Genomic DNA, 14,351 nt, shown 5'->3' with positions numbered 1-14,351 from the left:
CCGCGCTGTCGAACCGATACCTCCAACATTTACCACAGCACACCTGAAACAAACCGATCTTTACGGTTCACGATTCGGACACCAAGCGGTCGCTTGGTTACAATTCAACCCGCTGATCAGTGAAAACATGCGTTCGACCGGCTTTCTTACACGAAACCGAAAAAGTGCAGCGAGCGAAAAATCACCTATCCCTCTCACCGACGGCCGTGGCCGTGCACGCGCGCCCGCGGGCGCCGGTGTGGCGGCGCCTCCGCACCTGCGGGCGCTCGGATCGGCGGATCGCTCTGGTCGACAGCGCGTAACGCGCAAACACGCCTGCTGCGCGATTCCGAACGGTTGCCGAGCGGACCGGCGAGGTCGATATCGTGCGGTGACCATCGACATCCGGCGACGATCCGGCACGGACCGGTGGGGCCCGAGCCTGTCAACGGCCTCGGAAAGGGCGGAAATCCCTCGCGTGCAATGAGTGTGGCCGATGCGGGGGAAGTGGCCGCGCAAGGATCTGTGGTGGCTGATTCGGCCCGAGGCGCCCGGGTACCCGCCGACTATGGTTCGCCGAACCGAAGCTGTGGGCACACACGACTTGGTCACCCGGGCACAGACGCCCTCCGACCGGGTGGATGCCCCATTCTCGGCACCCGTCTCGGCGCAGGCGTCCACAGCCAGGGAAACCAGGTGATACCGATGGCCGATCTCCGCCGGATAATTCGAAAACACGGCCCCTTCGCCTCGGTCTGTTTCGATAGCTCATACGACACCGAAGACGCGGCGCGTGGCACCGAGTTGCGCTGGCGCTCGATCGACGCCGAATTGGACCGCAGTGGAGCCCGCCCGCGGATCCGGCGGCTGCTTGCCCAGGCGATCGAACTGCATCCGCCGCCGCGCGGGCGCTGCGGCAGGCTGCTCATCGCGGACGAGACCGAGGTGCTCGCCGACGAGCGCTTGCCTAGCCCGCCGCACGCCCAGATCGTCCGGGTATCACCCCTGCCCTACCTGCTGCCGCTGATCGAAGTGCAGGCCGAGAAGATACCGCACGTCGTGGCGCTCGTGGACCGGGTGAGTTCGGAACTCTACGCGCTCGACGGCCACGGCGGCGAAGCGGAGGAGACCCTCCGCGACGTCGGTCATCCGGCGTCGGAGATCCGGCGCGACGACTGGACCCATCGCACGATCCGGGAGCGGGTCGAGAACACCACGCGACGCGACATCCACGAGTTCGCCGGGGAACTGGACCGGCTGGCCGACACCGTGCACGCGGAAGTCGTCGTGCTCGCCGGAGAAGCACGGGCCCGGACGGAGCTGCGGGCGGTGTTCGACGCGAAGGGCCGGGATGTGGTCGAGGCCGAAGCGGGCACGCTGATGCCGGGGTCGGACCCGAAGGCGCTCGACGCGGAAGTCCGCGACATCCTGCACCGGGTCGCGGCACTGCGCCACCGCCGGGTGCTCGACCGCTTCGCCGCCGAGATCGACCGTCCGGACGGCCTGGCGGTGGCCGGGCTGGCCGCGACCACAACGGCGTTGCGCGCCGCCACCGTGGAGCGCCTACTGCTCGACCGTGCGGCGCTGGGCGACCGCTTGGTGCTGGCCGGGACCGCTCCGAACCCGTTGCTCGGCCCGGCGGCGAACGCCGCGGCCGGTGAGATGCGCCGTGCCGACGAAGCCCTTCCGGTGGCCGCGTTGGCGATCGGCGCCCAGATCGTCCTGGTCGACGCCGTGGCCGCGCTGCGCGACGGAGCCGGCGCCCTGCTCCGGGGGCGCTAGGACGCGGCGGAGCTCACGATTTCGGGATGCGCTCGTGCAGTGTGAGCAGCATGTGGTCGAAGGCGGTCTGCACCGCGGGGGGAGCCGGGGGCAGGTGGTCGATCTCGGCGATGAGCTGGGCGGCCAGGTCGCGCAGCTTGACGTTGGTCTCCTGCGAACGCCACTGCAAGACGTGGAACGCCTGCTCGGCGTTGATCCGGTAGACCCGCATCAGCACGCCTTTGGCCTGCTCGATCAGCGCGCGCGCCCGGAACAGTTTCGGCAACGTGCCGTCGAGCAGATCCTGACGTTCCTCGGCGATCGTGCTGGTCAGGTCGACGTAGTAGCCCGCGGTGCCGACGACGGTGCCGTCCTTGTCGGTCATGGTGTCGCCCAGCACGAGGACATGGTGCAGCGCTCCCGCGGTGTCGACGATGCGGTGGCGGCTACAGAACGGTTCGGCGTTGCGGACCGACTTCTCGATCGCCTCCGCGACATGATCCCGGTCCTCGGGGTGCTTGTGCGCGAGCAGCAACTCGGTCGTCGGCGTCACCGAATCGGGCGCGTAACCGTGCATCGCGGCGACCTCGTCCGACCACTCCCACCGCTGATCGGCGAACCAGAATCGGAAGCTCCCCGTGGTCTGCGGTGTGCCTGCGCCGACCACTCGGGCTACCGTTCCCTCGGCCGTGTCCACGATTCGGTCGCCCGATTCGTTCATCGCGTCAGTATGCTCCTACCTGCGGCGTTTCACCGTGGATCCTGCGGATCGAAGCAGACGTCCCGACCGCGCACCCCCCGCGGTGACATCATCATCCTAATCCTGGAGAGCCGGGTTCCCTGCCTCACCGATCGCCCCCTACCCTTCGCGCTCCGCGCCCATCCGGCGAACGCGCCGATAGGAAAGCGACCCGACGGCGAGGTCCGGCCACCGCAGGAGGCGGACCCGGCTGTCATTCACCGAAGCGCAGGGTCACTTCGCCCGAGAGCGGGGCGGCGCGGCGGTCCGGAAGGGCCTGATCAGCAGCGACGGCGACACGCGTACGACACGTTCAGCGGTCGCGTTCCGCCCAGAACGCACAGTCGTGCGTGGCGGCGAAATTTTCCGTCACGACGCTGCCGGTCGCCCGCATGATCAGAGCAGGTCCATCGGAGCTGTGCCCGGTCGACTCCGGCCAGGCGGGCCATTCGGGTGGACCGGGATCGTTCGGGTCACCGGTGTGGGCGAAGGTGGTCCACCAGCGTTGCATTCGCGCGGCGAAAGCGGCGGACGCACCCGTCCAGGGAATCGGCACGCCCATGAATCTGGTGAACAGATAGAACAGCTCGGAGGAGTGAAAGGCCCCGGGCAGAACAGGATTGGCGGCACCGAGCGGCGCCTGATCGACTTCGTACTGCCACAGTGGATGTCCGGCGTCACGCGCCGTTCGGCTGGTGAACAGCGCGGGACAGGCGAACCGGCTGTCGGTGATCACCGCGATCTGGGCGGCTGCCGGTGAGGGGTATCGGTCGAGCGGATAGCGGGCCAGGACTCGCTCGGCGTCGGCGCCGAAGGATTGGCGCACGTACCGTTCATAGCTAGCCGCGTCCGGAACATGCCCACGGGCGTAGTCGGTCTCGGCGATGCTCAGCGCGCCTTCCGCGCTGGTGGTCCCGACGATGAGCGGCGTCTTCCTCGCGTCCCCCACCAAGGCCGCGTCGAGTGTCCGCGTGATGACGACGCCGTCGATGCTGGGCACCCAGACGGGAGTCTGTCCGTCGGCTTCGACGTTCGGCGCGTCCAGAAGTGCCGCTACGGGCAGGGCGCGCAGGCAGGCCAGCCGGGTCGCGGGATCCCCGCATCCGACGCGTTCGGCGTAGCGCTGCGAGCGTGCGAAGGCGTCGCCGGGATCGACGGGGGCCAGGGGCGCTTGTGCGCAGGCGCCGCTCTGGATGATCGCTTTGGCGAACAAGGCCTCGGAGCCGGGTGCGGCGAAGTGGGTGCAGACACTCACGCCGCCTGCCGACTCACCGAAGATCGTGACATTGCTCGGATCACCACCGAAAGCGGGCGCGTTGTCGCGCACCCACCGCAGAGCGGCCTGCTGGTCCTGGATGCCGACCGTTCCGGTGGCGCCGCCGGATTCGGCGGTCAGTTCGGGCAGCGACATGAAGCCGAACGGACCGAGGCGGTAATTGGGAACGGCCACGATGACGTCGCCGTCGGCGACCATCCGGGTGGGCCCGTCGTATTCGCTGTTGGAGCCGTTGATATAGCCGCCACCGTAGAAGAACACCATGACGGGCAGCGGGCGATCGCGGGCGCGGTCCGGCGCGTATATGTCGATGGTCAGGCAATCTTCGCTGATCTGTCCGATCGACGGCACGCCGGGCAGGTATCCGTTCTGTGCGCACTGCGGCCCGTGCTCGCGCGCGGGGCGCACACCGGGCCACGGCGGAACGGGGCGCGGCGGCCCGAACCGCGCTGCGCCCCCGGTGGGCGCGGCGAACGGGATGCCCAGGTATTCGACGACTCCGTCGGCGGCGCGGCCGGAGACCTCACCACCGGTCACGAGGACGCCGAGCGGCGCCGAGGCCGTCACGGGCGGCGGAGTACCCGCGAAGCACACACCGGCGGCGACCGTCAGGGCGAGCGCGGTTCGCACGATCGAGCGAATCATGGCTGTCAATACCTCCGATGCGTCGCTACGGTCGGCGGCGAGGCAGGCGGCCTCGTCCACCGCGGTAGCCGGCATCGATCGGCTCGGCGGCACGGTGCACGATCGGATCGGGAGCCGACCGGCCGCACGCGACTGGAGCCGAAACGCCGCTGGAACCTTCATCCGGCAGATCACACGCCCGCGCGGCACCCGTCGACGACGTTCGAACTCCCACCCCCGGCAGCGGACACCGCACTCCGCCCTCATCGTCCGCCCTGCCCCGCCGAGTCGCCGCTGCGACCCGCAGCGATGGCACCTCGGGCTGATGCTACAGCGGTACGGTGCGCGTGGCGTTGCACGACGCAGCCTGCTGCGAAGGCCCCGCGCTGGTCGCTACCGCTCGGTGAGCAAGGCCATTTCCTCGGCGAGGATCTTGATCGTCTCGCGGATCTGATCTTCGGTATGGCAGGCGGTGACGAAGAACCGCAGGCGCGCCAGATTCTCCGGCACCGCCGGGTACAGGATCGGGTTGACATTGATGCCGCGGCGCAGCAGTGCGTTCGACAGTCGCAGCGTCTTCGGCGAGTCGCCGACGATGCACGGGACGATCGGAGTGTCGTGGCTGTCGCCGGTGTCGATCCCCGCCTCCCGGGCCAGTCGCAGGAACAGCCGGGAGTTGCGGCGTAGACGTTCCAGCGGTTCGCTCTCGGACCGCAACTGCCGGATCGCCGCGGCCGAGGCGGCCGCGTTCATCGGCGTCATACCGACGCTGTAGACGAATCCGGGCGTCGTGTACTTCAGGAAGCGGATCAGCTCCGCGCTGCCCGCGACGTACCCGCCACACCCGGCGAGCGCCTTCGATGTCGTCCCGGACCACAGCTCGACATCGGCGCGATCCACGCCGAAGTATTCGCCGATCCCACCGCCGCCCGCGCCGAGCACGCCGACGCTGTGCGCCTCGTCGATCATCAACAGCGCCTTGTGCTTCTGCTTCACCGCGATGATCGCGGGCAGGTCCGGGATGTCACCGTCCTGGCTGTAGATGCCCTCGATCAGGATCAGCACCCGCCGGTACTGGTGGCGGATCTCGGTGAGCAGCGCGTCGAGTGCGGCGTGGTCGTTGTGTGGGAACGGACGGCGGGTCGCGCCCGACAGCTTGCAGCCCTGCATGATGCTGTCGTGGGCGAGACTGTCGTGGATCACCAGGTCCTCCGGTCCGACCAGGTGTCCGATGATCGTGACGTTCGTGGAGTGGCCGCCGACCAGCGCGATGGCGTCCTCGGTGCCGAGCAGGGCCGCGAGTTCGGCCTCGAGTTCGCGGTGCACCGGCTTCTCACCGGACAGGATCCGGCTGGCCGAGCAGGAGCTGCCGTAGCGGGCCACCGCGTCCTGCACGGCGGCGACTACCGCCGGATGACCGGACAGCCCCAGGTAGTTGTAGCTGGAGAAGTTGATCACCGGCGCACCGTCGATGACGGAGGTATCCCGCGTGACACCGTCGTTGATCAAGAAATAGGGATTGGACAACCCGAGCGCTTCCAGACCGGAGACCCGGTCGGAAATCGCCTTGACCTCAGCGAAATCCGAGATCCGATACTCCGGCTCGACGACCGCGCGCCGTGGTTCGGGCGCCTCGGCCATCATGGGCACGGCGGCTTGCCGGGAGACGGGCGCGCCCCCCTGATTCGAGACCTGAGCAATCACATCACCGATCGTCGTGGCGGGGGTGAAACGGCTCGGGTCGATGGCCGCGCCGGGCAGCTTGCGCACGAGCGCGGCGATCAGATCGGTGAGCATGAGCGAGTCGAATCCCAAGTCGTCGCCGATAGTTTGGGTATCGCGGAGCCGATCGGCCGGGAAACCGCTCACCCTGGCGAACTCCGCGCGTACGACACCGGCGACGGCTTCCGGGGCGATCGGCAGGTCCGTGGTCGTCCGCGTCGCGAACGGCTGCGGCGTGACCGTCTGCGCGCCCGTCGCCGCGGCGCCCGCCTGTTGCGGAGCGCGCCCGGCGGACGGAACGCCCGCGAGACTCGCCAGCACGGCGTTCTGTTCACGGAAGAGGGCGATCAACTGGTCCATGGAGGTTTCCTCGGCTGGTGCGGAAGGCGTGGGGGTAGCGCAGGGTTCGAGCCAGAACCGCTGGTCGGTGCAGAACTCGTAACCGGGCAGCCGACGGCGGACGCGCTGCGCGGGTTCGTAGAGCCGGTCCCAGTCGGGATCGAATCCGTCGCGATACAGCGCGGCGACGGTGCCGGCCAGTTCGCCCCCGGTCGCGCCGGGCCCCGGGCTGGGCGTCAGGCAGCGCGCCGCCAGGTCCGGGCGGATCCGGCCGGCCTGCGCGGCGAGGACGCGGCGCGGCCCGAGCTCGACGACATGACTCGGCTCGGTGCCGAGGGCGGCGTCGATGGCCTCGCCGAAGCGGACGGTGGCGCGGACGTGCTCGGTCCAGTACGCGGCGTCCATCGTCTCGGTCGCGTCGAGCAGGCGACCGCGCACGGTCGAGTACAGCGGCAGAGCCGGTGTCCGGTAGGTGCATTCGCGGGCGACGGACGCGAACCCCTCGAGCATGGGTTCCATCAGCGGACTGTGGAAGGCATGGGACACGGTGAGCGCTTTCGCGCCCACCCCGCGCGCCGCGAGCGCCTCGTGTATCCGGGTGATCGCCGCGGCGGCGCCGGACAGCACGATCTCCTTCGGTCCGTTGACGGCGGCGATCGCGATCTCCGTCCGGTCGGCGAGCAGGTCCGCGACGTCGCCCACGTCCGCCCGCACGGCGAGCATCGCTCCGCCCGCGGGCAACCGCTGCATCAGCTCGCCTCGTGCGACGACGAGACGGCACGCGTCGTCCAGATCGAACACTCCGGCCACCGCAGCGGCCGCGAACTCGCCGATGCTGTGCCCGATCACCCAGGCCGGACGGACGCCGAGGTCGGCGAGCGACTTCGCCAAGGCGTACTCCATCGCGAAGATCGCCGGTTGCGCCAGATCGGTGCGGTCGATCCCGGTGTGCTCGTCGAGCATCAGCTCGCGCACCGAGCGACCGAGATGGGTGGCCATGACCTGGTCGACCGCCGCCAAGGCGCGCCGGAACAGCGGACCGGCCGCGTCCAGCATGCGAGCCATTCCCGGGAATTGCGAACCCTGCCCGGTGAACATCCAGCCGACGCTCAGCGGTCGCACCACTCCGGTATCCGCCCCCTCGCGCAGCCGCGCGATCGCGGTGTCGCGATCCGCCGCGACGATCGCGAGCCGAGCACGGCCGGACGATTTGACCTGGTTGCTCGTCCAGCACATTTGCGCGAATTGATCCGGCGGGCTGGAAGCCAAGGCATCGGCGAGCCGACGAGCGTTGCGCCGCAACCCTTCCGCGTCGTTCGCCGACACGGTGAGCACTCCCCCGCCGGACGCCGTCGACGTTTCGGCCGCGGGCGCGCTGCCCAGCACGACATGGGCGTTAGTGCCGCCGATGCCGAAACTGCTGACTCCGCCGTAGCCGGGGCCTTCCAGCGGCATCGGGTCGGTGAGCAGACGCAGACCCTGCTGTGCCATCCGCAGCCGCGGGTTCTCCTGGTCGGCGAACCGTGACGGCGGAACCACGCCGTGCCGCAAGCTGAGGGCGGCCTTGATCAAGCCCGCGACGCCCGCGGCGCCCTCGGTGTGGCCGAGATTGCCCTTGATCGACCCGATCCCGCAAGGGCGAAGCCTGTTTCGCCCGTGCAGTTGGCCCAGCGCTTTGACCTCGATCATGTCGCCGAGCACAGTTCCGGTGCCGTGTGCCTCGAGAAAATCCACCTGCTCGGGCCGCACGCCCGCGCGCTCGCACGCCGCGCCGATCACCTGCTGCTGCGCCCACCGGTTCGGCGCAGTGATGCCGTTGCTGCGCCCGTCGGAATTGACGGCACTGCCCTTGATCACCGCGTAGATCGGCAGACCCGCCGCCTGGGCGTCGGCGAGGCGGCGCAGCACCAGTACCGCGACGCCCTCGCCGCGCACGATGCCGTCGGCGTCGGCGCTGAACGGCTTGCACCGAGCGTCCGGCGCGGAGAGACCGGCCTGGGTGTAGAACACCCCGACGGCGGGCGTGAGCACCAGGTTGACGCCACCGGCCACCGCCTGATCGCATTCGCCGGAAGCCAGTGCGCCGCAGGCGAGGTGCACCGCGACCAGCGACGACGAGCAGGCCGTGTCGACCGCGGCACTCGGTCCTTTCAGGTCGAACTGGTAGGACAGCCGGTTCGCGGTCATGAAGTACCCGTTGCCGGAGCCGTGCTGCGGCGTGATCGCGGCGTAGTCGCTCATCTGCAAGTTGGCCCATTCGTTGGCCATCACCCCGACGAAGACGCCGGTCCGCGAACCGGCCTCGCCGCGCGGGTCGAGCGTGGCGTCTTCGAAGGCCCGCCAGGTGGCTTGCAGCAGCAACCGCTGTTGCGGATCCATCGCCTCGGCTTCGCGCGGGGCGATGCCGAAGAAGTCGGCGTCGAACGCATCCGCGTCGTCCAGGAACCCGCCGCTGCGGGTGTTGATCGTGCCGGGCGCACCGGCCGGGTCGTGGAAGTCGGCGGCGTTCCAGCGGCTCGACGGCACCTCGGAGATCGCGTCGCGTCCCTCGATCAGCAGCCGCCACAGCGCGGCCGGATCGGGTGCTTGGGGAAATCGGCAGTCGATGCCGACGATGGCGATATCGGTCATGCGGCGAGGGTGAATTCGGCGGCCAGGTAGGCGGCGATGTCGGCGATGGTGGGGTACTCGAAGACCAGCACCGGGTCCACCTCGAGCGACCAGCGGTCCTCGATCTCACCGCACAGGCTCACCGCAGAGACGGAGTCCATGCCCAGCTCGGCGAGCGGGACGACGGGATCCACCTCGTGGGGCGCGCGTTCGGTGTAGTCCGCCACGCGCTCCACGAGCCAATCCTGGATGGTGGTCGGACGAGTGATCGTGCTGGTGAACATGTTTCGGCTCCTCGGCGGGTTTCGATCGATCAGGCGGTCACGGACCGGCGCAGCGCCGGTTCGAGATCCTCGTGCAGGACACCCACGACGCGATCCTGGACAAACGCCTCCCGCATCGAGCTGCGTTGGACCTTGCCGCTGGTGGTGCGGTGCACCGACCTGGGTGGAATGAGAACGACGTTCGGCGCGGGCACGTCGAACCCGCGGGACACCGCGACCTTGATCGCCGAGGTGAGTTCGGCGAGCGTGGTGTCGCCTTGCAGCGCCGTCTTGACCCCTTGCAGCACCACGAGTCGTTCCCGGCCGCCCGCGTCGACGGACACGGCTACGCCGGCACTGTCGGCGAACGCCGGATGCAGCCGGCGCACCAACTCCTCGACGTCCTGGGGATAGACGTTGCGGCCGTTGATGATCAACAGATCCTTGAGGCGACCCGCGACGAACAGCTCGTTGTCACGAAGCAGTCCGAGATCACCGGTACGCAGGAACGGCCCCACGGTGCCGAGGTGTGCACCGAAGGTTTCGCGGGTCTCGTCGGGACGATTCCAATAGCCGGCGGCGACGCTTTCGCCACGAATCCAGATCTCCCCGACGGTGTTGTCCGCCAGTTGTTGCAGCGTGTGCGGGCAGACGATGCGAATGTCGAGCCCACGGGCCGCGGGTCCGCAGCCGACGAGCCGAGCATCGCGACCCACGTCGAGATAGACGGGTACCGAGGGCGTCGATGCCGCACTGGCGAGCAGTGTCACCTCGGCCAGGCCGTAGGCGGGCCGAAACGTCGTCGGCCGCCAACCCGCGAGTGCGAAACGTTCCAGCACCGCCGTCATGGTCTGCTCGCGGACCGGCTCCGCGCCGCTCAGCGCGATCTCGAGCGTGCTGAGATCGAGATCGGCCAACTGCTCGTCGGTCACCCGGCGCGCGATGAGATCGTAGGCGAAATTCGGCGCGCCGGTGAATGTCGCGCGGTACTCGTCGATGGCCCGCAGCCAGCGCACCGGACGCTTGAGAAACGTCGTCGGTGCCATGAGCACCAGGTTCGCACCGGCGTATACCGCCCCGAGCAGCATGCCGATCAGGCCCATGTCGTGGAAGTGCGGGATCCAACTGACGCCGGTACCGGCATCAGTCATTCCGCCCTCGGCGATGGCGGCCTCGTTGTGCAGGAGATTGCCGTGCGTCACGACGACCCCTTTCGGGGTGCCGGTCGATCCCGACGTGTACTGCAGGAACGCGATCGTCCCCGAGTCGATGTCGGGCATCTGCCACGCGTCGGGGTCACCGAGGTGACCGTCGGTGGTGACCACGGCCACGGGCGTAGCCGCCGCTACAAGCGGCTGGAAATGCGCTGTTGTGAGCACCAATCGGGCGCCGGAATCCGCGATCACATTCGCCACGCGCCGGGCGCTGCCCGCATCATGCGGCACAGGCGCGGGAACGGCCACGACCCCGGCGTACAGGCAACCGAGGAACGCCCGCAGGAACGCCAGCCCGTCCTGATAGAGCAGCACGACCGGCTCGGTCGATTCCGGACGCGCCGCCAGCCAGGCCGCGACAGCCCTGGCGTCGCGGTCGAGTTCGCGGTAGGTGACGACTTCCTCGCTGAGCCCTCGTCCGGCCTCACGCAGATAGGTATAGGACCGGGTCTCCCCGTATTCGAAAATTTGCTGCCTTACGTGGTGAACGAAAGTCGGCTGCATCTCGTAGTTCCTCGATAGGGATCGGTATCGGGCGTCGGCTACTACTCTCCGGCGTCCGCAACCGCAGGAAAAGAGACCTCAGGGACCGTCCAGCAAACCCCGGGGTGGGCCCGGACCCACCCTGGGGTCGGTGGTCGGCCGTCGTTCCGCATTTCACCAGCCCGGCTCGGCGGGAGCAGACCGACGGAGACTATTTGCTTAGCGCAAGCAATTACTATATAGTTGCATAGCGCAAGCAACTTATCTCGTCTGGAGCGGACATGGCAGTCTCACCCGATACGGCTCAGAGCCTGATCAAAGAGCTCTATCTGATGGGCCGGGCGATCCGTACCGTGCTCGCACAACCGGAGGAAGGGCACTTGCTTCCGGGCGGCATCGGGGTACTCGGCATCCTCGAGTCCAAAGGCCCGTGCAGGCAGGTGGACCTCGCCGTGGATTTGTGCATCAGCCCGAGCGCCCTGAGCAGGCACGTCACCGAACTCGTCGGCACGGGCTACATCAGCAGGCACGCCGATCCCACCGATGGGCGGGCCACCCTCATCCGGGTGACGGACGAGGGCCGGGATCTGTTGTACCGCGTCCGCGCTTCGCGGGCGCGGGGCTTGCAGAACGTCCTCGCGGACTGGAGCGAAGACGACGCCGAGGGCGCGTGCGTCGCCGTCCAGAAGCTCCGCAACGCACTGACCGCGCACGCACAAAGCAGTGCGGTGCACGCGCATCAGCCGGTTTCGAAAGAGAGTCAGGAAGTAGATGTCTAGTTCAGTCGAGTCGGTGACACGACGCGACCCGTACGCGATGACCCACCGCGAAGTGCTGGAAGCGATGACCGGGCTGCTCGCGGCGCTGTTCACCGCCCTGCTCAGCACGACGATCGTCGCCACGGCGCTGCCCACCATCATCGGCGACCTACAGGGATCGCAGACCGCCTACGCCTGGGTCATCACCTCGGCGCTGCTGGCGAACGCGGCCTCCACGCCTATCTGGGGCAAGTTCGCCGACCTGTTCAACAAGAAGGCGCTGGTCCAATCGGCCATCGTCATCTTCGTCGTCGGCTCCGTGATCGCCGGATTCGCCGGCAACGTCCCCGTGCTGCTGGTCGCGCGCGTCGTCCAGGGCATCGGCATGGGCGGACTGACCGCGCTCGTCGTCGCGATCATCGGCTCCATCGTCGCGCCGCGCGAACGCGGGCGCTACTCCGGTTACATGGGCGCCGTGATGGCGGTCTCGATGTCCGGCGGCCCCGTCCTCGGCGGTGTCATCGTCGACAGCCCGCTGGGCTGGCGCTGGTGCTTCTTCGTGTGCGTGCCGCTGGCCGTGATCGCGCTGGCGCTCTTGCAGCGGACCCTGCGACTGCCCACCGAGCGCAAAGAGGGGGTGTCGATCGACTGGCTCGGCGCCGCATTGCTGACCGGCGGTGTCTCGGTGCTGCTCATCTGGGTGTCGTTCGCCGGAAAGGCCGGGTACTACGACTGGATCTCGCGGGAATCGGCGATCTATGTCGCTTCCGGCGTGTTGCTGCTGCTCGCGACCGTGTGGGTCGAGTCCCGCGCCAAGTCGCCGATCATCCCGCTGCCGATCGTCACCGAACGCACCACGGGCCTGGCGATCATCGCCTCCATCGCCGTCGGCGTCGGCATGTTCGGCGCGACCACCTTCCTGGGCCAGTACTTCCAGACCGCGCGCGGCTACTCCCCCACCGTGGCGGGCGTGCTGACCATCCCGCTCGTCGCGGGCATGCTGATCGCCTCCGTCGGCTCCGGCCAGTTGATCACCCGGCGCGGCAAGTGGAAGGGTTTCGTGGTCGCGGGCGCCGCACTACTGGTGGTCGGATTCGCGCTGCTGTCGACGATCGACCACGCGACGAACCTGTGGCTGGTCGGCGGGTACATCACCGTCGTCGGGTTCGGCGTCGGCATGATGATGCAGAACCTGGTCCTGGCAGTGCAGAACACGGTGAGCGTGCACAACATCGGCGCAGCGTCGAGCAGTGTCGCCTTCTTCCGCACCTTCGGTGGCGCCATCGGGGTCTCGGTGCTCGGTTCGGTCCTGGCCACCCGGGTCGGCGAGCTGTCCGCGGAGGGCTTCGCCCGGCTCGGCATCCAGCCCAAGTCCTCCGGTGGCAGCAATCTGGATTTCGGCGCCCTGCCCGCGCCCATCGCGACCATCGTCCGCGCCGCCTACGGCGACGCGACCGGGCGGATCTTCCTCATCGCCGCGGGCGCCACGGTCGTCGCGCTCATCGCGGCGGCGCTGCTGCCCAACCGCCCGCTGCGCCGCACGATCGACATCGATCCCGCACTCGACCCGATGCAAGCCGACGCGCACCCGGCGCCCCGGCCCGAGTCCGAGGGTCCCGCGAAGCAGGACGGCGCCAGACAACCGGCTCTGCTCGACTGAGCCACCGATTCACCCGCAGAGCCCCGAAGCCATCGGGGCTCTGCTCGTCTGCCGGGGTGCGACGGCGTGATCAGTACGGCGGACGCTCGGCAGAGCGCAGATCCACGGTCGTCGCCGAGGTCAAGGCCACGGCCAGGCAGCGCAACTCGCCGGGAATCAACACCGATCGGATCGCCCCCTGGAAACACTCGAGCACGGCGCCGTCGGGCCACCGCACGTCGTAGCGGTACCAGCACCGGCCCCCGCCTCCGGCGCGCTGGATGTCGCGCTCGACCCGGACGGCCAGTTCGCTGAGCGCGGCACGAACCTGCCCCGGCGCGCCGGTGCTCGCGATCTTCCACCACGGCCGATTGAAGTAACCTGGCTCGGAGATCTCGACCAGGTAGAGCAACGGCATCCCCACGACGTCGGAGGCGGTCATACCGCTCAGAGTGCCGCAAAACGGACTGGACGGATGGGTGAAACGCCGGAGGTGTATCAATGCGAGACCGACTTCCGCGCGCCGACCGCATCACGGCCCCAGGCGGTCCAGCAGCCAGTTCGGCCCCACCGTCTCCGCCCCCGCGGCGGCCACGCGGGCACGCAGTCCGCGGTCGGCCGTCACCACCGTGATCGAACGGCTGCTATCTTCCGCCCGAGCCGCTGCGACCACGCCGACGATCGCGTCGTCGCCCGAGCCCTCCGCACGCACCACGCGCACGCCGCCGAATCCCGGCTCCGCCGCCGCGTCGACCGCGCCCTTCGCCGCTCCCTCGAGCACCACGATCACCTCGGCGGGCTCGGTCGGCTGCGCCCACGATCCGGTCATCCGCTCGAGCAATCGCCGGGCTGCGCCTGCCCGATCGCGCCACCACCCGTCGGGCCGTGCACCGACGACGTTCGCGGCGTCCACCACGATCAGCTGAACACCGTCGGCCGCCACC

The 14,351-nt window shown here is 68.9% G+C and carries 10 protein-coding genes; 3 read left to right on the top strand and 7 right to left on the bottom strand.

The features are described 5' to 3' along the window. Window positions 1-684: 684 nt before the first annotated feature. On the top strand, window positions 685-1,761 hold the full coding sequence (locus ABZ420_RS05950) for a hypothetical protein (RefSeq protein WP_357117513.1): 1,077 nt from the start codon (window positions 685-687) through the stop codon (window positions 1,759-1,761). A 13-nt stretch (window positions 1,762-1,774) separates the two neighbouring features. Here the strand turns inward: ABZ420_RS05950 and ABZ420_RS05945 are convergent, their stop codons facing one another. The 5 genes from ABZ420_RS05945 to ABZ420_RS05925 form a co-directional block, all read right to left on the bottom strand. Further along, window positions 1,775-2,461, bottom strand: coding sequence for a PAS and ANTAR domain-containing protein (locus ABZ420_RS05945; protein WP_357117510.1), 687 nt, complete (start codon window positions 2,459-2,461; stop codon window positions 1,775-1,777). Window positions 2,462-2,792: 331 nt separating this feature from the next. Then, window positions 2,793-4,400 (bottom strand): carboxylesterase family protein, encoded by a 1,608-nt coding sequence (locus ABZ420_RS05940; protein ID WP_357117507.1) that lies wholly within the window; start codon window positions 4,398-4,400, stop codon window positions 2,793-2,795. A 372-nt stretch (window positions 4,401-4,772) separates the two neighbouring features. Further along, the gene (locus ABZ420_RS05935; protein ID WP_357117504.1) at window positions 4,773-9,071 is read right to left on the bottom strand and encodes an aminotransferase class I/II-fold pyridoxal phosphate-dependent enzyme; all 4,299 of its coding nucleotides are present in this window, start codon (window positions 9,069-9,071) and stop codon (window positions 4,773-4,775) included. Further along, window positions 9,068-9,334, bottom strand: a complete 267-nt coding sequence (locus ABZ420_RS05930) for an acyl carrier protein (protein WP_062973413.1) — start codon at window positions 9,332-9,334, stop codon at window positions 9,068-9,070. The genes ABZ420_RS05935 and ABZ420_RS05930 overlap by 4 nt, the downstream gene beginning before the upstream one ends. 29 nt (window positions 9,335-9,363) lie before the next feature. Further along, window positions 9,364-11,031: a fatty acyl-AMP ligase gene (locus ABZ420_RS05925; protein WP_357117502.1), complete on the bottom strand. Its 1,668-nt coding sequence runs from the start codon at window positions 11,029-11,031 to the stop codon at window positions 9,364-9,366. A 260-nt stretch (window positions 11,032-11,291) separates the two neighbouring features. On the opposite strand from ABZ420_RS05925, the gene ABZ420_RS05920 reads away from it, so the two are divergent. Together ABZ420_RS05920 and ABZ420_RS05915 are read left to right on the top strand one after the other, a co-directional pair. Then, complete coding sequence (locus tag ABZ420_RS05920) at window positions 11,292-11,789, top strand: MarR family transcriptional regulator (protein WP_357117500.1); 498 nt, start codon at window positions 11,292-11,294, stop codon at window positions 11,787-11,789. Beyond that, window positions 11,782-13,428, top strand: coding sequence for an MDR family MFS transporter (locus tag ABZ420_RS05915; protein WP_357117498.1), 1,647 nt, complete (start codon window positions 11,782-11,784; stop codon window positions 13,426-13,428). Before ABZ420_RS05920 ends, ABZ420_RS05915 begins: the two co-directional genes overlap by 8 nt. 70 nt (window positions 13,429-13,498) lie before the next feature. Here the strand turns inward: ABZ420_RS05915 and ABZ420_RS05910 are convergent, their stop codons facing one another. Continuing rightward, a complete protein-coding gene (locus tag ABZ420_RS05910) occupies window positions 13,499-13,849 on the bottom strand; it encodes a hypothetical protein (protein ID WP_040866199.1) in 351 nt (116 codons plus the stop codon). Between the two features lie 90 nt (window positions 13,850-13,939). Continuing rightward, entirely contained in the window at window positions 13,940-14,350 is a 411-nt protein-coding gene (locus ABZ420_RS05905) for an NYN domain-containing protein (protein ID WP_357117496.1), read from the bottom strand. Window position 14,351: the final 1 nt, after the last annotated feature.

The organism is Nocardia sp. NPDC005745 (assembly GCF_040630775.1).
Lineage (GTDB): Bacteria > Actinomycetota > Actinomycetes > Mycobacteriales > Mycobacteriaceae > Nocardia.
The sequence above is the reverse complement of the archived record's forward strand: the minus strand, read 5'-3'. Positions and strand labels throughout refer to the sequence as shown.